20 protein-coding genes are annotated in these 20,903 nt (G+C 71.3%); 10 read left to right on the top strand and 10 right to left on the bottom strand.

The window, feature by feature from the left end; translation table 11 throughout:
- Nucleotides 1-18: 18 nt before the first annotated feature.
- The 6 genes from ACH34R_RS21550 to ACH34R_RS21525 all read right to left on the bottom strand — a co-directional run bounded on the left by ACH34R_RS21550 (nt 19) and on the right by ACH34R_RS21525 (nt 7,507).
- Nucleotides 19-1,164, bottom strand: a complete 1,146-nt coding sequence (locus tag ACH34R_RS21550) for an esterase-like activity of phytase family protein (RefSeq protein WP_397563249.1) — start codon at nt 1,162-1,164, stop codon at nt 19-21.
- Between the two features lie 146 nt (nt 1,165-1,310).
- Nucleotides 1,311-2,312 (bottom strand): zinc-dependent alcohol dehydrogenase family protein, encoded by a 1,002-nt coding sequence (locus ACH34R_RS21545; RefSeq protein WP_397563248.1) that lies wholly within the window; start codon nt 2,310-2,312, stop codon nt 1,311-1,313.
- Nucleotides 2,313-2,433: 121 nt separating this feature from the next.
- Entirely contained in the window at nt 2,434-3,513 is a 1,080-nt protein-coding gene (locus ACH34R_RS21540) for a DUF917 domain-containing protein (RefSeq protein ID WP_397563247.1), read from the bottom strand.
- A gap of 2 nt (nt 3,514-3,515) precedes the next feature.
- Nucleotides 3,516-5,075: a hydantoinase/oxoprolinase N-terminal domain-containing protein gene (locus ACH34R_RS21535; protein WP_397563246.1), complete on the bottom strand. Its 1,560-nt coding sequence runs from the start codon at nt 5,073-5,075 to the stop codon at nt 3,516-3,518.
- A gap of 45 nt (nt 5,076-5,120) precedes the next feature.
- A complete protein-coding gene (locus ACH34R_RS21530; RefSeq protein WP_397563245.1) occupies nt 5,121-6,425 on the bottom strand; it encodes a hydantoinase/oxoprolinase N-terminal domain-containing protein in 1,305 nt (434 codons plus the stop codon).
- Complete coding sequence (locus ACH34R_RS21525) at nt 6,422-7,507, bottom strand: DUF917 domain-containing protein (RefSeq protein ID WP_397563244.1); 1,086 nt, start codon at nt 7,505-7,507, stop codon at nt 6,422-6,424. Before ACH34R_RS21525 ends, ACH34R_RS21530 begins: the two co-directional genes overlap by 4 nt.
- 120 nt (nt 7,508-7,627) lie before the next feature.
- Between ACH34R_RS21525 and ACH34R_RS21520 the strand changes: the two genes are divergently transcribed.
- The 8 genes from ACH34R_RS21520 (at nt 7,628) to ACH34R_RS21485 (ending at nt 14,908) form a co-directional block, all read left to right on the top strand.
- Entirely contained in the window at nt 7,628-9,193 is a 1,566-nt protein-coding gene (locus tag ACH34R_RS21520; protein ID WP_397563243.1) for a PucR family transcriptional regulator, read from the top strand.
- 73 nt (nt 9,194-9,266) lie between these two features.
- A complete protein-coding gene (locus tag ACH34R_RS21515) occupies nt 9,267-10,469 on the top strand; it encodes a sensor histidine kinase (RefSeq protein WP_397563242.1) in 1,203 nt (400 codons plus the stop codon).
- A gap of 14 nt (nt 10,470-10,483) precedes the next feature.
- A complete protein-coding gene (locus tag ACH34R_RS21510) occupies nt 10,484-11,179 on the top strand; it encodes a response regulator (RefSeq protein ID WP_397563241.1) in 696 nt (231 codons plus the stop codon).
- 233 nt (nt 11,180-11,412) lie between these two features.
- Nucleotides 11,413-12,519, top strand: coding sequence for a serine hydrolase domain-containing protein (locus ACH34R_RS21505; protein ID WP_397563240.1), 1,107 nt, complete (start codon nt 11,413-11,415; stop codon nt 12,517-12,519).
- Between the two features lie 21 nt (nt 12,520-12,540).
- Nucleotides 12,541-12,999, top strand: a complete 459-nt coding sequence (locus tag ACH34R_RS21500; protein ID WP_397563239.1) for a hypothetical protein — start codon at nt 12,541-12,543, stop codon at nt 12,997-12,999.
- 355 nt (nt 13,000-13,354) lie between these two features.
- Complete coding sequence (locus ACH34R_RS21495; RefSeq protein WP_397563238.1) at nt 13,355-14,239, top strand: universal stress protein; 885 nt, start codon at nt 13,355-13,357, stop codon at nt 14,237-14,239.
- Between the two features lie 10 nt (nt 14,240-14,249).
- Nucleotides 14,250-14,489 (top strand): HPP family protein, encoded by a 240-nt coding sequence (locus tag ACH34R_RS21490; RefSeq protein WP_397563237.1) that lies wholly within the window; start codon nt 14,250-14,252, stop codon nt 14,487-14,489.
- Between the two features lie 29 nt (nt 14,490-14,518).
- Nucleotides 14,519-14,908, top strand: coding sequence for a CBS domain-containing protein (locus ACH34R_RS21485; RefSeq protein ID WP_397563236.1), 390 nt, complete (start codon nt 14,519-14,521; stop codon nt 14,906-14,908).
- A gap of 32 nt (nt 14,909-14,940) precedes the next feature.
- On the opposite strand, the gene ACH34R_RS21480 is transcribed toward ACH34R_RS21485, so the two are convergent.
- From ACH34R_RS21480 to ACH34R_RS21470, 3 genes are read right to left on the bottom strand one after another with little or no spacing between them, the layout of a single operon-like run.
- Nucleotides 14,941-15,432 (bottom strand): hypothetical protein, encoded by a 492-nt coding sequence (locus ACH34R_RS21480; RefSeq protein WP_397563235.1) that lies wholly within the window; start codon nt 15,430-15,432, stop codon nt 14,941-14,943.
- Complete coding sequence (locus tag ACH34R_RS21475; RefSeq protein ID WP_397563234.1) at nt 15,429-16,919, bottom strand: ATP-binding protein; 1,491 nt, start codon at nt 16,917-16,919, stop codon at nt 15,429-15,431. The genes ACH34R_RS21480 and ACH34R_RS21475 overlap by 4 nt, the downstream gene beginning before the upstream one ends.
- Nucleotides 16,920-16,926: 7 nt before the next feature.
- The gene (locus ACH34R_RS21470) at nt 16,927-17,601 is read right to left on the bottom strand and encodes a response regulator transcription factor (protein WP_158557811.1); all 675 of its coding nucleotides are present in this window, start codon (nt 17,599-17,601) and stop codon (nt 16,927-16,929) included.
- Nucleotides 17,602-18,017: 416 nt separating this feature from the next.
- On the opposite strand from ACH34R_RS21470, the gene ACH34R_RS21465 reads away from it, so the two are divergent.
- Nucleotides 18,018-18,905, top strand: a complete 888-nt coding sequence (locus ACH34R_RS21465; RefSeq protein WP_397563233.1) for a D-alanyl-D-alanine carboxypeptidase family protein — start codon at nt 18,018-18,020, stop codon at nt 18,903-18,905.
- Nucleotides 18,906-18,957: 52 nt separating this feature from the next.
- Here ACH34R_RS21465 and ACH34R_RS21460 read toward each other — a convergent pair whose 3' ends face one another.
- Nucleotides 18,958-19,512, bottom strand: coding sequence for a hypothetical protein (locus ACH34R_RS21460; RefSeq protein ID WP_397563232.1), 555 nt, complete (start codon nt 19,510-19,512; stop codon nt 18,958-18,960).
- Between the two features lie 95 nt (nt 19,513-19,607).
- On the opposite strand from ACH34R_RS21460, the gene ACH34R_RS21455 reads away from it, so the two are divergent.
- Entirely contained in the window at nt 19,608-20,801 is a 1,194-nt protein-coding gene (locus ACH34R_RS21455) for a methyltransferase (RefSeq protein ID WP_397563231.1), read from the top strand.
- Nucleotides 20,802-20,903: the final 102 nt, after the last annotated feature.

The following is a 20,903-nucleotide window of genomic DNA, read 5'->3' as shown; positions in this document are numbered from 1 at the left end:
CCATCGGCCAGGCGGCCCTCACGAAGCGCAGCCCGTGGCGGCGTAGGCCAGGAACAGGCTCCTCTGCTCCTCGCGGAAGTTGTTGTCCGCGCCGACGATCAGGGTGCACTCGCCGCTGTTCAGCTTGGGGCCGAAGGCCAGCGCTTCGAGGTTCTCGTTCACATCGAAGACGTGCACCAGGCGCTTGGTGACCGGCTTGTAGGCGCCACCGGTGCTCAGGCCGTCGCGCTTCAGGATGTCGTCCGCGCCGGTGATGTCGAACTCGTACAGCCGGTTTCTGAAGTTTTTCGTGCTCTTGGTGTAGGAACGTTCCAGCGCCAGGAAGCGGGTGTCATCGATGGCCAGGATCTCCGAGACGCCGCTGTCACCGTCGCCGGGCTTGTCGGTGGGCTGCTTCTCGGCCGGGTAGGCGTACTGGGCCTTGGCCGTGCCGTCGCGCTTCCAGATCGTCAGGCGGAGCGGGCCGCCCTGCTTCTCGTTGATCACCCCGTCCTGGTAGGCCGGGTGCTCGATCATCGCGGCGATGCCGGTAGGGGTGAGGGTCAGCGCCTCGAAGCCGCCGTTGGACGGGGTTCCCTTCGTGTTGCCGGTGCCCAGGAGGAGGTTGCCGGGGATGACCGGCTTGCCGTTGAGGTCTTCCTTGCCGTCCGGGGTCATCCAGTGGACGGCGGGCTGGGACAGCGCGTTCGGGTTGTGGGCCGAGGGCTGGTGGGCTTCGCTGGCCCACAGCAGTCGCTTGGTGGCCGGGTCGTAGCGGATCGACTCCGGATCGGGTGATTCCTTCTCGCCGTATTTCGGGTAGTCGGAGCCGTCGTGCTGCTTCAGCCAGGTGTGCTTGGTGAGCTTGACGCCGGTGAACGCCTCGGCCTGGGGGTCGATCGTCAACGAGCCGGTGTAGAAGCGCGGGGCCTGCTTGCTCCAATGGTCATCGGCGAGGAAGTACCACGTGCCGGTGGCCGGATCGAAGTCGAGCCCGGACAACGAGCCCACGTCGGTGTCCTCCAGCTTCGTGCCGTAGGGGATCGTCTGCTCGCCGAGCAGGCGGGTGATGGCGAACTGGGTGGAGACGTCGAGCGAGGGGGCGGTGGCCGCGGTCGTCGCCAACGCGAGCGGGATCGCGATGACGAACGCCGCGGTCTGCCGGGTTGTCGCTCGGATGCTCATGTCTTCTCCTTGTGCCGGGGAGAACGCGGGGGCCGGCCTGCTGGGCCGCGCAGGCGAACACCCTCAGTTGTAGCCGAGGGTGTTCGATCCATGACTATCTGCATCCGAGATGGTGTTGTGTCGCGTGAGGAACAGGCATGTGCCCGTCAGAGCGTGACCACGATCTTTCCACGCTGCCGGCCGGCCTTCATTCGTTCGTACGCGGAGGCCGCCTCCTCCAGCGGGAACACCCGGTCGATGACCGGGCGGCCGAGTGACCCGCCGGCGATCCGCTCGGTGACGAAGCCGATCCCGCGCCGGAGGGATTCGGGGTCGCGCAGCTCGTTGATCAGCGAGTACCCGTACAGGCCCGCCCTGCGGTGCACGAGCGCCAGGATCGGGAAGCTCACGTCGTTGGTTCCCGACAGGCCCCCGTGGACGTACGCGATCCCGTTGAAGGCGAGCGCCTCAACGTACTCGGCGACGAACCCGCCGCCCACGCCGTCCGAGACGAGCCGGACGCCCTCTCCGCCGGTGATCGACATGATCGCCGCGGTGACGTCCTCCTCCGCCGTCGCGATCGTGGCGTCCGCGCCCTGCTCCATGAGGAAATCGCGTTTCACCGAGGTGCGCGTGGTCGCGATGACCCGGGCGCCGAGGAGCTTCGCGATCCGGATCGCGCCGAGACCTGTGCCGCCGGACGCCGCCGTGATCAGCGCCCAGTCGCCTTCCGCGACCGGGAAGATCTCCTTCATCGGGTAGTACGCCGTCAGGTACTGCATCCAAAAGCCCGCCGCCTCGGCTGCCGACCAGCCCTCCGGCCATGGCGTCGTGAACTCCTCGCGGGCCAGCGCGTACTCGTTGGCGCACGAGTACGGGCCGTCGATGTTCGGGACCGTGCTCACCCGGTCGCCGACCGCGAAGCGCGTCACGCCCGGCCCGGCCGCCGTGACGACGCCGCTCGCCTCGTACCCGAGCCGCATCGGCAGATCCGAACGCGTGTAGTGACGGTTGTTCATCAGCAGGATGTCGGCCTGGTTCAGGCCGTAAGCGGACACCCGGATGGCGACTTCGCCGGGACCGGGCTTCGGAGCTTCGATATCGCGGATGACGAGGCCGAGCTCGGACTCGTCGCCGTCGCCGGTGCGATCGAACATGAGGGCGCGCATGACTAGACGATCTCTCTCTCGACGCGGAAGTCCGGTGCTTTGGGCATGATGTACTCCTTTGTTCCTTTCTCGGAGTCATGTGCGGATGACGGCCCGGCGGACGCGCACCCCACCGTCCGTGTCATCGCGACATCTCCTCGACCGGGCGATACTCCATGTCGTAGCCGAAGTGGCGCGGTCCGGCGAGTTCGATGCCCGCCTCGGTCCGCCAGCGGGGGTCGCAGGGCAGTCCGACGACCGCGACGCGGTAGCCGTACCGGATCTCCTCGGCCGGTATCGGCTCGCCGGTGTCGATCTCCATCGACATGATGAGGTCGGGGCTGGTGGCGACCACCTGCCCGTCGCGCTCGGCGGCGAGGTTCTCGTTTTGGAAGTGCACGGTCATCCGGCGCCCGCGGTACTCGTCGAGTCCGCTCAGATGGGCCTTCCCGATCGTCCAGCCTCGCTCGTTGCGCCGCTCGACCTCCTCCACCTTGCCGGTGAACAGCAGCACGCCCCGCTGCTTGGCGAGCACGGCCGCCACGGGGGAGGTGTGCGCGGCACGTGCCTCCCGGATCGTCCGGCCGAGGTCTTCGGCGAGCGAGATCGCGCCGTGGACGAGGCGCTCCTTCGCCTCGGCCCCGGTCATCGGGTACAGCGCCGTGGCGGCGTTCGCCCCGCTCGCCACCACGGCCGCCCGGGCGTACGCTTCCGACCAGGCGTTCGTCGCGCTGGTGAGGTACATGATGTTGCCGTGCTCGTCGGCCATGACCATCGGAGTGGCGCGGCCACCGTAGAGCGTCGGCGTGACCAGTTGCAGCTCGGGGAAGGCCCGGCCCATCCCGTCGGCGTCGACGATCGGCACGCCCGCCGCCGCCGCGGTGGTGAACGGCGTCACCGCGTTGAGCCCGCCCGCCTCGGCCGCGCAGACGTAGCCGTACGTCCGCCCGGTGAACCGTTCGAGCTCCCGGAGCACCCGCACGTACTCGTCCGCGCGCGGAAGCTTCTCGATGAGGACGCCCGGGGCGCCCAGCCCGGCGATGAAGGCCACGTTCGCGTCGTCGGGAACCTCCTCCACGTCGACGAGCGGGACCGGGCCGTGCCGCCGGATCGCCTCGCGGGCCAGCAGCATGCCGATGTACGGGTCGCCTCCTCCGCCGGATCCGAGCACCGTCGAGCCGAGGGTGATGTCGGCGAGGGCCGATTCGTCGATGAGTCGCATGGTCAGCGTCCTTCCGGGGTCGTGACGAGGTCGCGGAACGGGCCGACGGCCTTCACCTTGATGCGCACCGCCATGCCCCCCGGCAGGTGCGTGAGCGGGACGTCCTCGGCGTCGATGATCCGCACGGACCGCGGGTCGGCGCCCGCCGCGACGGCGCGTTCCACCGCCTCGGCCTTGGCGGTTTCGAGTGCGGCCGCACGGGTCGTCCCGTCGAGCGTGTAAACCCGGTCCACCTCGCCGCCCGCCTCCGCGAAGGCGGCGCCGACGGCGTTCGCGACGCCCGCGTGCTCCGGGATGATGACGTCCGCGAAACCGGGGAGGGCGGCGAGGAGCGGCCCGCCGCCTCCGACCACGATCACGGGGGTGTCCCCGGCCGTCAGCTTGGCCTTGTCGATGGCCCCTGTCAGCCGATCGGTCACGATGTCCAGTGCGCGGCGGACGGTGGCGGCGGGGAGGCCGCAGACCGCAGTGGCATCTCCGATCGGGGCCGCGCCGCCCGCGACCGCGACATCCGTGAACGTGAGCGTGTCGCCGCCGAACACCCGCGCCTCGGACATGATGCGGAAGCCGACGCTCTCCGGGCCGACCACCGCCCCGTCGCCGGTGACCTTCGTGCCGCCGCCGAGGGGCATGGACAGGACGTCGGGCATCCGGAAGTTGCTCCGCACGCCGGCCAGGCTCATCGCCACGGTCGACTCCCGGGGGAAGCCGTGCTGGAGCATTCCGATGTCCGAGGTGGTCCCGCCGACGTCGATGACCACCCCGTGGTCCAGGCCCGTCAGGAGCGCCGCTCCCCGCATCGAGTTGGTCGGCCCGGACGCGATCGTGAAGATGGGGAACCGGCGTGCCCGATCGAGGGTCATGACCGTGCCGTCGTTCTGCGACAGCAGGATCGGGGCCGTGATGCCGACGCCGGCGACGACCTCCTCCAGGCCGTCGATCACCCGGCCCGCCAGGTCGAGGAGCGCGGCGTTCAGGATCGTCGCGTTCTCGCGTTCGAGGAGTCCGACCCTGCCGACGAGCGTGGAGCGGGTGATCGACGCGCCCGGCAGTTCCTCGCGCAGGATCTCCTCCGCGCGCGTCTCCGGGTCCGGGTTGACCGTCGAGAAGACCGAGCTCAGGGCGATGTTCCGGACGCCGGAGGCGGCGATCCGCCGTGCGATCTCGCGCAGGCCCGCCTCGTCGAGTTCGTTGAGCGGCGTGCCGTCGAACTGCGCTCCACCGGCGCACACGAAGGTGCCCCCGTCGACGACCTCGCGCAGCCGGTCGGGCCAGTCGATCATCGGCATCAGGGACTGGGGCGGCGTGGCGAGCCGTACCGCCGCGACGCGTTCCAGGTCACGACCCTGCGCGATCGCGTTGATGAAGTGCGTGGTGCCGATGAAGACCGAGGCGACGTCGTCAACGGCCACCGCCTTCCGCACCTCGCTGAGCGCGGTGAGGATGCCCGACGTCACATCCTCCGACGTCGGGGCCTTCGTGGCGGCGACGACCCGGCTCCCATCGAGGACGACTGCGTCGGTGTTGGTCCCACCGACATCGATTCCGACGCGCAGCGGCACGTTGATCCTCCTGTTGGTTCATGGGCCCCTACGGCCCTGGGTGGTTCACGTCTCGTGGTACTCGGCGATCGGGTGGAACGGGCGGCCGGCCGCCTGGACGAACAGCCGGAGGGGCCCGCCGGACATGTAGGTCACCTGGGTGTCGACGACCTGGCGGATTTCCGTGTCGGACGGGTCGGCGCCGGCGAGGATCGCCTCGTCGATCGCCCGCCGCTCGCATTCCGCGAGCCGTACCGCCCGATCGCCCTCGGCCCCGGCGAAGCTCCACACGCTCGCCGAGACGGCGGCCAGCGCCGCGCCCACGGCGGACGCGACCCCCGGGGCGGACGCCGGCGGGCCGAGCACGGGCAGGTCGCCGACGCGGCGGCGGAGCCTGCCGATGAGCCGGTCCTCGGTCATGGGCGCGGGCTTGGGGAAACCGAGCGGCATCGGCTGGTTCGTGCGCACACCCGCGAGCGTCGAAGCCGGTTCGAGTACCAGGCGCCCGTGGCGCATTACCCCGGCGTTCAGGCTCCGGCCGTCGCCGTCCACGACGATGGCGTCGGTGGTCCCGGCCAGCCGGGCGCGCCCCTGCACGGACGTCGCCAGGCGTCCCGCGACGAGATGGACGGGCAGGGCCGACGCGCGCGACGCGGAGACGAGGGTGCCGTCGCTGCGCGCGAGGAACGGCTCGGTTTCGAGACCGGTTTCGCCAAGCGCCGACCGCAGCCCGGCCGGCATGCCCCGGGCATGCCCGCTGAGCGCGGCGTTGAGGATGGCGGCGTTCTCGCGTTCGAGCAGCCCGAATCCGCCGACCTCGTGGCTCAGCGTGATCGAGACCTCCGTGCCCAGGGCATCCGCGATCAGGGCTGCCGCGGCCCGCTCGGGCCCATCGTCGAGGTAGGAGAAGGACCCCGAGACGGCGATGGCGTCGCAGTCGTCGCGGCAGCGCCCGGCGAACGCGCGGATGGCATCGGCGTCCAGTTCGCCGTTGACGGAACCGTCGATGTCGGTGCCGCCCCCGGTGGTGAGCCAGGGGCCGGCGACCCGCTCCGCGACGGCTCGCGGCCACCCGGCGAACGGCGGCACCGCGGTCGTCGGCGTCGCGCCGATCCGGAGCACCGCGACCCGGCCGATGGTCCGGTGCTCTTCGAGCAGGTCGGCGAAGGCGGTCGTCGCGAGCATGACCGGCCCGATCGCGCCGGGGCCGACCGGTTCGAGGGCCGCTGCGACGGCGGTGGCGAGGGCTCCGTCGTCCGACGTCCCGACCGAGACGATGTGGTCCCGGTCGTCGATGACCACGGCGGTGACCAGCGGCCCGGCGACGGAGATCCCGAGGCGGAGCGGCATGGAACGGTGAACGGCGCTCATCGCGCGGCACCTGCCTGCGCCGCGGTCGAGAAGTCGACGTAGTCGACCCCGTAGCCGAGCGCCCTCGGGCCCGCTAGCCGAAGGCCCCGCTCCGAACGCCAGCGGTCGTCGGCCGGCAGGGCGATGACATGGACGTCGCGGCCCGGAGTGGCGTCCTCCGTCGACAGCGGGTGCCAGGTGTCCCGGTCCGCGACGAGCAGGATGTCCGGCGCCGCGGCAAGGATCTCGCCCGCCCGGACGGCGAGGTGGAACTCGTTTCGCAGCTCGACCCGGAGCGGCGCCTCGGTGACGTCGTCGGACTCGATCGCCAGCGAGGAGCGGGGGCCGAGCGCGTCGGAGAAGGACAGGCGGTCGGTGATGACGCCGCTGCCGATGACGGCCCCGCCGCAGCCCGCGAGCACCGCCGCGGCCTCCGCTTCGCCGAGCGCCGACAGGCGGCCGAAGACGCGGCCGAGTTCGAGGCACCGGCTGACCGAGCCGCGGAGTACATGGGCCCGGCAGAACTCGGCGCTGAGGGAAGAGGTGCTCAGCACCGCGAGCCAGCCCATGGTCTCGACGACCGGACGCACCAGCCGCTCGGCGGACAGCGCGCCCGACTTCTGGATCGTCACGGTACGGCGGTTGGGATCGCACAGGATGTAGGCGTCGGGCTGCGCGTCATCGAGTTCGAGCGTCACCAGGTCGAGGCTCGGCACACCACGCCCGGCGAAATCACCGTCGACGCATGGCACTTCCAGCAGCGCCGCGGCGGCGAGCGGATACAGCGCGTTCATGCCCGCCATCTCATAGGGCATCACCGCCGCCGGCGGCCGGCTTCTGAGCGCGTTGCCGGAGAAGAGGATCGGCAGTTCGGCGGTGCCGAGCAGCTTCTCCGACAGCGCGTGCGGGGAGCCCATGAGGGCGAGAGGGGCGACGTCGGCGTCGTCGTCGAGTTCGTCCGGGCCGATGACCTCGATCGGCCCCCTGTCGCGGAGCACCTCACCGAGCATCACCTCGGCGATGAACGGGTCACCGGCTCCGCCTCCGCCGAGGACCGCGGCGCCGCGCGCCATAGGGGCGATGTCATCAGCCGTGAATCTCATGGCCGGCTCTCCTTAGCTTGTGTGGAAGCATCGCTTACCAGATGCACGCCGTCATTGTGCAAGGTGCCTATAGTTTTCCGAGACACTGGGCACTATGCCGGGGGTAGCACCATGGTGAACGTGCGCGCGATCGTCGAGACGTTCGCCTCGCCGGACGTCCGCGACACCTTGAGCGGCGGTGATGCCGCGTTGCGGCGGCCCGTCGGCTCCGTCGCCATCGTCTTCCGGATCGAGGAGATCGAGACACAGCGACCGGGCTCGCTCGTCATCGTGCCCAGGGAGGTCGCGGCGAGCGGTGATGTCGCACTGGACCTGCTGCTGCGCCGCGCGGCGGCCGTCCGCGTGAGCTGCGTGGTCGTGGACGCGGGCAGCGGCGACCTGCCCTCGCCCACGCGACGGCTGGCGGACCGGTTCCAGATCGCGCTCTGGCGCGAGCCCGGGCTCGACCCCAGGCGGTTGCGGTCGGACATCGAGCAGCTCGTCCAGAATCCGGAGCTCGTGGGGGCGGGGGTGGTCCGCCGGGTGAGCGAGGTCATGCTGCGCCCGGCCCGCGATGTCGGCGAACTGGTGGACCGCCTCGCACAGGTGATCGCGTTCCCCGTCGCCCTGATCGGCCTCGACGGTCACCCGATCGCCGGTCCCGTGCTGGCGCCCGCCGACGACCTGGCCCGCGCGCTGCACTCGTTCGGCAGGCAGGCCGGCTTCCGGGGGGCGGTCGTGGAGGGCGGGACGCGGGAGAGCGTCGTGGCCGTCGCCGCGTTCCCGCTGGCGACGGGCCCGCCTCGCCTGTGGCTCGGCGCGCGGGTGCCGCACGGCCTGGACGTGCCGTCCGGGCACATCCTCACGTCGTTGCGAATCGCGTCCCTGGCGTTCTCGGCGCATCTCGCGCAGACCTCGCTGGCCTACGAGCGGGAGAACCGGGAGGCCGGCGTCCTGCTGGACGAGCTGCTCCGCAAGGGTGACGACGTGGGGCTCGCCGACATCGAACGCGCCGCGGCCCTCGGCTGGCAGTTGGTGGGCTGGCATGTCGCCGTGCAGGTACGAGCCGGCAGCGGCCTCGCCGACCTGCCGTCGGCGGCCCTCGCGCGATCGCTCACCCAGGCCCTGCACGCCAACTCGGTGCCCGCCCAGCCCGTCGACACCGGGCAGGCGGTCGTCTTCTGGACGACGACCACCGCGGCGCCGGGCACGGAACAGCTCGCGCTGCTGGCCGATGGCGTCCGGGCGGCGCTGGAGGAGGTCGCCCGGGGGTACCCCCGGCTCCGGCTGCGCGCCGGGATCGGCGACCCGCACGAGGGCCCGGGTGGGATCGCCCTCTCGCTCGACGACGCCCGGCACGCGCTGGCGTTCGCCGAGTCACAGCAGGGGCGGGCGGTCGTGCAACGCTCCGCCACGATGACCGCGAACCGCCTGGTACGGACCTGGCTCCCCGACGGCGCCGCACGTGACGTCGTCGCGAGCCTGACCGACCCGATCCGCGCCGCGGACCCGGCGGGCCAGCTCATCGTGACCCTGCGGACGTTCCTCGACAACGAGTCGAACGTCTCCAAGACCGCGACCGTACTCCACATTCACCGCAACACCGTGATCCAGCGGCTGCAACGGATCCGGTCCCTGCTCGATGTCGACCTCGACGACCCCGGGGACCGGCTCGCCCTGCGCCTCGCCCTGCGGCTGGCACCCTAGGCCCACGGCAAGGTGCCTGGTCGAGCGTGTGCGCTCGCTTCTGGGAGGCTCCGCGGGTGGATAAGGTCCAGAGGTGGACGAGGAGCGATCGCCGATCGAGCGCCGATGGCGGCCTGGGCACTGGCTGGCCGTGGACGTCGCCGTGGCGGTGTTGTTGTTCGGCGTCGGCCTGGCCTGGCCGGCGCTGCTGGACGGCAGGTTCGCGGTGGCCGCGGTGATCTTCGCGGTCTGGCTGCCCGTCGCGGCGCGCAGGCTGTGGCCATGGCCGGTCCTCGGCGTGGTGCTGGCCGCCGCCGCCGTCGGGGCGCTGATGAAGGTGGGCGAGACGTACCTCGCGTCGGCCCTGGCCCTGTACACCGTGGCGTCGCTGGAGTCCCGGCGGCGCGCGGTCGTCGGCCTCGTCGCCGCACTGGCCGTGATGGTGCTGCACGGGGTCGGCTGGCCGACGTGGGAGGAGGCGGCCCTACCGGTCGCGTTCGCCTGGCTGCTCGGGGGCTTCTCCTGGAGCCTCGGCGTGGCCGCACGCGAGCAGCGTGGCCGCGCGGCCCTGAGGGCCCGGCGGGCCGTCGCCGAGGAGCGGCTGCGCATCGCCCGCGACCTGCACGACAGTGTCGCCCACAGCATGAGCTTGATCACCACGCGGGCCGCCATCGCCAACCACCTGGCGGAGTCGCGGCCCGACGAGACCCGCCGGGCGCTCACGCTGATCGAGGAGACCGGCCACGCCGCCCTCGCGGAGATGCGCCACCTCCTCGGCGTGCTGCGCGTCGGCCCGGAGGCGGACGGACCGGAGGAGCGGGCTCCCGGCGGAGATCCGGCGCCGGGGCTCGGCGCGATCGCGGGTCTCGTGGCGGCGGCGCGGGCGGGCGGCGCCGAGGTGGAGGCGCACCTGGACGAGGAGCTCACGGTGTCGGACGGCGTGGGGATGGCCGTGTACCGGATCGTCCAGGAGTCGCTGACCAATGTCATGAAACACGCGGGTCCGGTCAGATGCCGCGTCGAGGTCGCCCGCGGCGACCCCGGCGAGGTGGTGGTCACGGTGGCCGACGAGGGCGGGCCGGCCCTGCCCGCAAGCCCCGGGCGCGGTGGCGGCGGCCACGGGCTGGCCGGGATGCGGGAGCGCGCCGCCCTGTACGGCGGGACGCTGTCGGCCGGACCGCGACCGGGCGGTGGCTTCCTGGTGGAGGCCCGGCTGCCCGCCTGGCCCCGCGACGCGCCGCCACCGTCCGCCCAGACCGAGGAGAGTGGCCGCGGCGCGTCGGGCGGCCCACGATGAGAGTGGAAGCACAGATGGCGAACGGCAGGCCGTACCGGGTGCTCATCGCCGACGACCAGCACCTGCTGCGCGTCGGTTTCCGCATGCTCATCGACAGCGCCCCCGACATGGAGACGGTCGGGGAGGCGGGCACCGGGCGCGAGACCGTCGAGCTGGCCAGGCGGCTTCGGCCCGACATCGTGCTGATGGACATCCGCATGTCCGATATCGACGGTCTTGAGGCCACCAGGCTGATCCGCGCCGACGCCGCCACCGCCGCCGTGAAGGTCCTCATCCTCACGACCTTCGACCTGGACGAGTACGTGTACGCCGCGCTCCGGGCCGGGGCCGGCGGCTTCCTGCTCAAGGACACCCGCCCCGACGCCCTGCTCGACGCGCTGCGCGTGGTGGCCGCGGGCGAGGCCCTGCTGGCCCCCACGGTGACCCGGCGGCTGATCGCCCACTTCGCCCGGCACGCGCCGCACGACCCCGGCGTGCCGGAGACCGACCTGACCGGCGTCACCGGGCGGGAGCACGACGTCCTGGTGCTCATCGCGCGCGGACTGGCCAACCCCGAGATCGCGATCCGGCTCGGGATCAGCCTGGCCACCGTGAAGACCCACATCCGGCATCTGATGGCCAAGCTGGGCGTGCGCGACCGGGCCCAGCTCGTGATCGCCGCCTACGAGAACGGCGTCGTGCGCGCCGGGGAGGTACGCCCCAGGGCGTAGGGCGCGGCGGCGGCGATGGCACGGCAGGATGATCCGCGACCGCCTCTCGCCGGGGCGGTGGTCGCCTCGACCTCGATGCCCGGGCACTTCCGCCGCTTTCCCGGGGCGCCGGCCTTCCGCGGACCGCATCGCATCCTGGGCTGAGGCCGCGAAAATCGGATGGCCCTGGGGGAGGAGCGGGTGCGTCCTCCGGCACGAGGCGGATTTGGGCAGGTCATCGACACACTGAGGGCATGAAGATGACAAGACTCGCCGCGGTGCTGGCAGTGACCGCGGCTGTGGGGACGATGTCGGCCGGAGTGGCGCCGGGGGCGTCGGCGGCGACGCGGAAGTGCGACACGAGGGCGCTGCAACAGTCGCTCGACCAGATCGTGAAGGCGGGGGGCACGCCGGGCATCCTCGCGGCGGTCAGTTCCCCGGCCTGCGGACGGGTGTCGCTGGGCAGTGGAGTGGCGGACATCGGCACGGGCCGGCGGATGCGCGGGGACGAGCGGATCAGGATGGGCAGCGTCACCAAGTCGTTCACGGCGACGGTGGTGCTCCAGCTCGTGGCGGAGGGCAAGATCAAGCTCGACGCGCCTCTGACGCGGTACCTCCCGAACGAGAAGATCACCGTGCGCGACCTGCTCAGGCACACCAGCGGGCTCGGCGACTACACCTCCTCCGAGGAGATCGACGCCGAGCGCGACCGCTTCAAGCACTTCGAGCCCGATGAGCTGTTCAAGATCGGGCTGCGCATGCCGCGGTCGGACAAGCCATGGAACTACTCCACCACCAACTACGCCCTCCTGGCCATGATCGTGAAGCGGGCCACCGGCAACGACGTCGGCACGGAGATCACCCGGCGGATCATCAGGCCGCTGAAGCTCACCAGGACGTGGTGGCCGGGTGACGACCCGCGCATCCCCGGCCGGCACGCGCGCGGTTACGTCTACTCCGAGGGCAAGCGGTACGACACCACGAAGTGGAACATGACCTACGGCGGCGCGGGGGGCGCACTCGTGTCGACGACCTCCGACCTGAACCGCTACTGGGCCGCGCTGCTGCGGGGCAGGCTGCTGCCCGCGGCCCAGCTCAAGGAGATGCGCAAGACGGTCCCCGCCGACCCGGCGCGCATGTGGCCGGGCGCTCACTCCGGGCTCGGGCTGTACGAGACCAAACTGAAGCACTGCGCCGGCACCTGGATCGGGCACGGCGGCGGCTTCAACGGCTACCGCACGATCGCGGCCTCCAGCCCGGACGGCCGCCGCCAGGTCACCCTCGTCATCAACCGGCACCCGAACGAGATCACGCCCCGGCTTCTGGACCTCGCGGACGCCACCCTCTGCACGCTGCGCTGACCGGGCCTGGTCATCGGGCTGGTGGCGGCGCTGGTCCCCGCCGTGCAGGCGGCCCGGCAGAACACCGCGACCGTGCCGGCCGGACTCGTGGCGACCGGGGTGTCACGGCGTCAGCCGGACTCGGTGTGGGTGTTCGCCCCCGCGGTGCCGGTCTTGTTCGGGCTGGTCGTGGTGACGCCCTGGCTGATCGGCCGTACGGGAGGCGTGGCCGCGCGGTTGCGGCTCCCGCTGCGGGTGGCGGTACGCCACAGGTCCAGAACGGCCACGGCCGTGGCGATGGGCATCGGCGCGTACAGCCGGTACACGGACGCCGCCGGGATGACGACGGGCGTGGCGCTGAGCCGGCCGATGACGTCGCACGGTCCCGGCGATCCCACCACGCTCGCCGTACCGTGGACGTTCGTGATCGCCGTCGTGGCCGGGCTGCCCGTACCGGGGTCGCCCGGCGGGAACATAACCGGCCGCGCGGTGGTTACTTAGCTCGTGGCCGGTGTGCCCAGTGTCCCCGGGCCTCACCTTTCGCCTTCGCGGACTACCGTTCGGCTGGAGCCGCGTTGCGCTTTTCGCCGAGAGGCGACACGCACACCGGTACGCACACGTGGAAGGCCCCGGCCGTCGCAAGACGCCGGGGCCTTCGGCATTGCCCGGCGGCCGACCCGTCGGCGCGGCCCCGGGAGGTGATCAAGCCAGGGCCGGTTTATCTGGTCGTCCGAGTGGAACGGGATCGCATGAGCCGGGGGCCGGGTACGGCTCGGCAAGAGTCCCTCAGGATCGGGACATTCGACTCTGACGCGTGCGTTCCCCCTCGCAGCAGCATGGTGGCGAGGTGATGACGATGACGAAACCGCACGGAGTGGTCGTCGGCTACGACGGGTCGGATTTCGCGGTGCAGGCCCTGGACTGGGCGATGGACGAGGCGGAACTGAGGCGGCTGCCGCTGACCGTCGCGCACGCCTGGCAGTGGCCGTACGGCACGGCCGCGCCCGGCGCGAAGGAGCACCTGCGCAAGGCCGCCGAGCATGTGCTGGAGCACGGCGCACACCGCGCCCGCGCGGCCAGCTCGATCGGCGACGTGCGCGCCGAGCTGCGCGAGGGCCCGGCGGCCGATCTGCTGATCGAGCTGTCCGGGCGCGCCGGCTTGGTGGTCGTGGGCTCGCGTGGGCTGGGCCGGATGGCCACCACGCTGCTGGGCTCGGTCGCCGTCCAGGTGGCCCAGCACGCCGCGTGCCCGGTCGTCGTGGTCCGCGGCCCCGGGCCGCTGCCGGTCAGTGGGCGGCGCGGGCCGGTGGTGCTGGCGCTGGGGGAGGAGCCGCACGACGCGGAACTGGCGTTCGCGTTCGGTGAGGCGGAACTGCGCCAGGTGCCGCTGCTGGCCGTACATGCCAAGACACCACCGCTGATGGCGTGGGGCCCGGCGATGGCTCCGGTGCCGGATGTGGAGGCGACCGTCCGGGCCGGTGAGCAGGCCATGACCGAACGGCTCGCGCCGTGGCGCTCGGCCCATCCCGGGGTGCGGGTCGAGACCCGCTTCGTGGCGTGTTCGCCGGTGGAGGCGGTTCAGGCCGCGGCCGGTACGGCGAGCCTGCTCGTCGTGGGGCACGGCGCCGCCCGGCTGGGCGGCGTGCCGAAGGCGGCGCTGCGGCACGCCCCCTGTCCGGTCGCGGTGGTCGGTGCGGCTTCGATCACGGCCGCGGGTGAGCGGCTGAACGCCAGGATCTGAGGAGGCCGTCATGTGGATGAAGGTCGGCGAGGTGATGAGCGGGTGCGCGGTGGCGGTCCGTCCGGACACGTCGTTCGGCGAGCTGATCGCCACCATCCGGCGGTTCGACGCGGGGGCGCTCACCGTCGTGGACGAGGCGCGCAGGCCCGTCGGCGTGGTGTCGGAGCACGATCTGCTGTCCCACGAGACCGATCCGTATCGCGAGCGGGACGATCTTTTCGAGGGCACGCGTCGTATCGGGGCCATCTGAAGGCCCGGGGGTGTACGGCGCGGGAGCTGATGACCACCCCGCCGATCATGGTGACCAGGAACACCACGGTCCGCGAGGCCGCCCGGCTGATGGCCGACCGCCGCGTCAAGCAGCTCCCGGTGGTCGACACGGCGACCGGGGTGCTGGTCGGCGCGGTGAGTCAGCGGGACCTGCTGAAGATCTTCGTCCGCTCGGCCGAGGCGATCCGGCTGGACGCGGACGAGCTGCTGCGGCGGCTGTCGGTTCCCGACGGTGATGTGGTCGTGGAGGTACAGGAGGGGGTCGCGACGGTCAAGGGGCGGCTCGCCCGCCGTTCGCAGATCGCCGCGGTCGTGGAGTCGATCCGCGGCGTGGAGGGCCTGATCGAGGTCATCGCCGACCTGGATTGCGCCATCGACGATCTCAACCCTCAGACCTGACCCGCCGCTCATGCACCATGTGGTCGCCGCCGTCACTCCGGGCAGTCGCGGGGGCTGACGCTCCGCCCGGTACCGACGACGGAAACCTCGGCAGGGCTTTCCGGCCCTGCGTCGGCGGCCGTGCACGCGATCTGCTCGACGGCACGTTCGGACAGGTCTTTCGCCGGAATGGAGAGGTTCACCACCACTTGGCCGACCGGCCTGACGATCGCCGAGAACGGGCCGGCGTCGGGCGGGACGTCGGTGGTGAACCCCTGGGCGGTTTCCGTCGTGTTGGGTCCGGCCGCCAGTAGCGCGAGCGTGTCCCCCGGGAACAGGGGACGGCCATCGGCCCAGGGCCGCGTCACGGCGCTGAGCCGCCCGTTCTTCAAAAAGTAGAGCTTGATCGTCGTGGCGCGTGCGACAGGTCCGCTCGGCGGTTCGCCCGCCGGGATGGCGTCGCTGGGTTGCACGCCGCAGCCGGCTACGGCGGTGAGCGTCAGCAGGCCCGCGGCGAGGACGCGGCGGGCGAGCCGGGTCCTCATTCGGAGTCTCCCTCCGCGTCGGGCGTCCGGCGCGGCAGGCGCAGTGTGAAGACGGCGCCGCCGTCCGGGGCGTTGGTGACGGTGAGGTCGCCCTGGTGCAGGCGTGCGTTCTCCCTGGCGATGGCCAGGCCGAGGCCGCTGCCCTCGGATCTGGCCCTGGCCGCGCTGGCCTTGTAGAACCGGTCGAACACGTGCGGAAGCACCGCTTCGTCCAGCCCTGGTCCGTGGTCGCGGACCTCCACGGCGATCTGGTGCTCATCGGCGCGCAGCCGTACCGCCACCGGTGGCTCGCCGTGCCGCAGGGCGTTGCCGACCAGGTTCGCGAGGATGACGTCGACTCGGCGCGGGTCCAGCCGTGCCGTGACCCCAGATGGAACCTCGGCGTTCACCTGCTCCGACCAGCCCCGGGCGCGCAGGGTCGCGCGCACCAGTTCGGCCATGTCCACGTCGTTCGGCGCGAGGGCCGCCACGCCGGAGTCGAACCTGCTGATCTCGATGAGGTCGTTCACCAGAGCGGTGAGGTTGAGCGTCTCCTGGCTGACCAGCCTGGCGGCCCTGCCCGCGGGCTCGGGCAGCCGGGCCGCCTGCTCGTCGAGGACGTCGGCGACCGCGGCCAGCGCGGCCAGCGGGGTACGCAGCTCGTGCGACACGTCGGCCACGAAGCGGCGGGCGTCGGCCTCCATCTCACGCAACTGCCCGACCAGCCGTTCCAGCTCCGCGGCGGTGTCGTTGAACGTGCGCGCGACCTCGGCCAGCTCGTCGGAGCCGCGTACCGTGATCCTGGTCCGCAGCTCGCCCTTGCCCAGCAGGCGCGCCGCCCGGCCCAGCTCGCGCACCGGGCCCAGCACACCCCGGATGGCCAGCAACGCCAGGACGACCGCGAACGCCAGGGCCGCCCCGGCGCAGAACCAGGCCCATGCGGTGAGCTCGCCGAGGCTGCGCTGTTCAGGGAGCAGGCTGCGCGCGACATAGACCTCGATGCCCGACAGCCGCGTCGTGTTGTCGGGCTCGACGATCACCAAGGGCGTGCCGATGATCAGCCAGGGCGCGCCCTGCCACGCCACACGCTGCCACCCGACCCGGCCGCTGGCCACCAGGTGCCGCAGCCCCTTCGGAATCACCTGGGGCTCCAGCACCGGAGGGCCCGGCTCCGGCCGGCCGCGCCCCGGAAGTCCCGGCGTTCCCGGCACCGGCCTGGCCGGTGAGTGCACCCCGTTGTAGACGGCGATCGCGGAGCTGTTCCGGTCGGTCACCGCGTGGGCGATCATGTCGAGGTCGTGCGTGTCCGGCGTCACGGTCCGCAACGGGAACAGCGCCTCCAGACGGCCGGTCATCTCCCGCACCGCGGCGTCCTGAGCCCGCTCCAGGATGGCCTTGCGGGCCGGCACGTACATCGCGCCGGCCACCGCCATCGCGGTGACCGCGCACAGCAGTGCGAAGGCGAGCAGCAGCCGGGCGTGCAGTCCCAGGCTCGGCCGAGGTGCCACCGGCGGCTCACACCGGCCCGAACCGGTATCCGAACCCACGTACCGTCTGCACGTAGACCGGCGCCGCCGAGTCGTCCTCGATCTTCGCGCGCAACCGCTGCACGCACGCGTCCACCAGACGCGAGTCGCCGAAATACCCGTGCTCCCACACCGATTCCAGCAGTTGCTGGCGGCTGTGCACCCGGCCCGGCGTGCCGGAGAGTTCGAGCAGCAGGCGCAGCTCGGTCGGGGCGAGGCTGACCGGCTCGCCGCGGTTGGCGACCACCAGCCCGGCCCGGTCGATGGTCAGGTCCCCGTACCGTTCCAGCTCCGCCTGGTCCCGGCCGATCCGCCGCAGTACCGCGCGAATGCGCGCCTCCAGCACCCGCGGCTGCACCGGCTTGACCACGTAGTCGTCCGCGCCCGCCTCCAGCCCGGCCACCACGTCCATGTCGTCGCCGCGCGCGGTCAGCATGATGATCGGTACCTCCCCGGCGGCCCGGATGCGGCGGCAGACCTCGAACCCGTCGATGCCGGGCAACATCAGATCGAGCACGACGACGTCGGGAACGTCCGCCCGCAGCCGCTCCAGCCCCTCCTCGCCGGACTCCACCGCCCGCACCCGGTGCCCATGCTGGGACAGGGCCAGCTCAAGGCCCTCCCGCACGGCCGGGTCATCCTCGATCAACAACACTCGCGACACGCCGCCGAGTTTCACCGCACGCTCCGTAGCTCGCCCTCCCCGGTCAACCCTGTCCACTGTGGGCCAGCCGCGTCCCCGCCTCGTCCGCGCGATGTCATGGTCGTGTCACGATCGCGCCGACGGCAGCCGCCGTCGACAAACGGTGACATACGGCTGACGACGCACGCACATTAAGCGCCAATCGTAGTTCGTCATGAGCAAGCCACACACCATTCCACCTCGGCTTCGGGACCGGCGGTACGCCATGCTCCCGCCGCCCGCGGCGTTCGTCCGCCATCCCGGCACCGGCGGCACGAGCCCTTGCACCCCCCTGCACATGATCCGTGCGGGCGCGAGAAGCGCGCCCCGATCTTCCATGAGGTGAAGAGCTCTTGTCGTCGCGCCTTTCTCCCACCACATGCGCGCTCGGTGTCGCCATGTCCGCCGTACTCGCCGTGGCCGGTTGCCTGGCCTACAGCGACGGGCAGGCCGAGCCACTGACGCTGTCGAACTCCAAGCCGGTCCCGATCCCCCTGCCCTGGCCGTCGAAGGGACAGGCGGCGGTCGAGGTCACCGGGCCGGTGCACAGCCTGAGTGTGTACGGCGAGCAGCGGCCCGTACCGATCGCGAGCGTCACCAAGGTGATGACCGCCCTGGTGATTCTCCGCGATCATCCGCTCGGCAGGAAGGCCGCGGGGCCGTCCATCCGTGTCGACTGGCAGGCGGCGATCGAGTCGGGAAACCGGGACGAGTCCACGGTGCCCATCAGGGCGGGCCAGAGCTTCACCGAGCGGGAGCTTCTCGAAATGATGCTGATCCCTTCGGGGAACAACGCCGCACGCCTGCTGGCCCGCTGGGACGCGGGCTCGGAGCGGGCCTTCGTCCGCAAGATGAACGCGACCGCCGCCAAACTGGGCATGAAGAACACCACGTACACCGGGGCGAGCGGATACGAATCCACCACGGTCAGCACGGCGGTGGATCAACTCAAGCTGGCCCGGAAGGCCATGAAGAACCCGGTGCTGCGGGACATCGTCGCCACCGCGAGAATCAACGTTCCGGGCATCGAGGGCGAGATGGTCAACGGCAACAAGCTGCTCGAACTGCCCGGGGTGGTCGGTCTCAAGACCGGCACCAGCTCGGCTGCGGGTGGAGCGCTGCTGTGGGCCGCCCGTCCCACTTCCGGGGACCGCGGCCGGTTGATCCTCGGGGTGGTACTGCGCCAGGGCGACTCCGGCGACTCGTTCGAAGAGAAGAAGGAGGCGGCGTTCGCCGCGAGCAAGAAGTTGATCCTGGCGGCCCAGCGATACCTGAACCTCGAATGAACGCCGCCTTCGTGAACGCGCCCGCCATCCTTCCTCGCCAGGCCCGTGCGGTCTAGCACACGGCGACGCTGCTCGCCTGGTACGAGAACAGTCCGGGCGACCCCTGCTTCTCCTTGTGCCAGAAGCGGTACTTCTGGTAAATCCCGAGGGAGTTCGGGCTGAGGCGTTCCCCGACCAGCCGGTAGGCCATGATGCTGCTGCCTTCGGCCACGATGTAGTCACCCGGTGCCGTGCACGGGGCCTGCCCGATCGCCCCCTGCGGGGCGAGTTGTGCGACCGACGAGCTTCCCCCGATGAACTCGCACGTCGCGACGGAGACGTTCAGGAAGCGCTGCTTGGTGACCCCGCCGGACAGGTAGTTCTCCTCGGTCAGCCAGTATCGCCTGGTCCGGTTGAGCGTGATGGGCCCGCCGCCGCTCCCGTTGGTCCGTTCACCGATGACCCAGTTGGTCAGTGCCGGCCCGATGGGCGGATTGGTGCTGTGACTGCCCATCGTGCAGCGCCAGTCCAACGCCATGGCGGACGCCGGGTCACCGCAGACCAGCGTCGTCGCGGCCGTTCCCAGTACCAGCGCGGCCGAGGCCGCCCGGATGATCGCCTTGTTCACTGTCGGCCTCCGAACGTTTCGGGGTACGCCCCCAAGTCTCCGGACGCCCCTCATGGCCCGATCAACGCCGGATCAGTGCGACAGCACGACGATCGATGCCCTCGATGCCGGGGTTGCCGCGAAGTCAGGGGGAGGCTGCGGAAGCGGCACTCGAACCTGATGTAACCGAAAGTAGCCACTCGAACGCGCAAGGGCATGTTGAGGGTACGCCGGGAGCCTCCGGCACCCATGGAAGGACCCCCATGCCCTCTGACAAGCACACCCCTTTGCCCCTCATCCGTATCGCGATGGGACTCTATGAGTCACAGGTCCTGCGGGCCGGAATAGAACTCCGGCTGTTCGAGCACCTGGCGGCCGGTCCGGCCACCGCCGCTGAACTGGAGAAGGCGTGCGGACTGCACCCGACGTTGTCCGGCGACTTCCTGAACGCCCTGGTGGCGATGGACCTGCTGGAGCGTGACGGGTCGCACTACGAGATGCCGGCGCGCACCGCGGCCCATCTGGACCCCCGTTCGCCCGGCTACATCGGCGGTGCCCTGGCGTTCATGCAGCGGCAGTACCCGGTCTGGAGCGACGTCACCGGCAATCTGCGCTCGGGGAAGGCGTTGATCGACGACCTGCCCGGCGACATCTTCATGAGCGGCCCGTACCGGACGCAGCAGAGCACCAGGGGATTCGCCGAGGGCATGGACGGCCTGGTGACGCTGTTCGACGGCCCGCTCGCGCAGAGCTTCCGCTGGGAGCAGGTGACCTCGTTCACCGATCTTGGCGGATGCCGCGGAAGGCTCGCCCTGAAGCTCGCCGCCGCCTACCCCAACCTACGCGCGGTCGTCTTCGACCTGCCGCCGCTCCGGCCGCTCTTCGACGAACTCCTGCAGAGCGCGGCCACCGACGAGCCCGATGAGGCCGGTGGCGCCGGACTGCGATCACGCGTCACGTTTCATGCGGGCGACTTCTTCGCCGACCCCCTGCCCGAGACGCAGGTCTACCTGCTCGGCCACATCCTGCACGACTGGAAGCCCGATAAGCGCCGGCTCCTGGTGGAACGGGCCTTCGAGCACCTTCCCCCCGGCGGGTCGCTCCTGGTCTACGACAGCATGATCGACGGTACCCCCGAGGTCGATCGGCTCAACTATCTGCGCAGCCTGCACATGCGCATGATCGCCGGCTCCTCGGAGTACACGATCGCCGATGGCATCCGCCAGTTGCGGGACGCCGGTTTCACGGTCGAGGACCCCGTCGCCCTCAACGAAGGCACCACGCTACTGGTCGGCAACAAGCCGGGCTGAGCCCGTTCCCCAGGCTCCATTGACGTACTGCCGGCCTGGGCCTCGGTGCGGACGCCCGCCGACGAACACGCCCGTGCCGTTTTCGGCACGCGGGAAGAGACA

Source organism: Spongiactinospora sp. 9N601, assembly GCF_044326295.1.
GTDB lineage: Bacteria > Actinomycetota > Actinomycetes > Streptosporangiales > Streptosporangiaceae > Spongiactinospora > Spongiactinospora gelatinilytica.
This window is presented reverse-complemented; position numbering and strand designations above follow the sequence as displayed.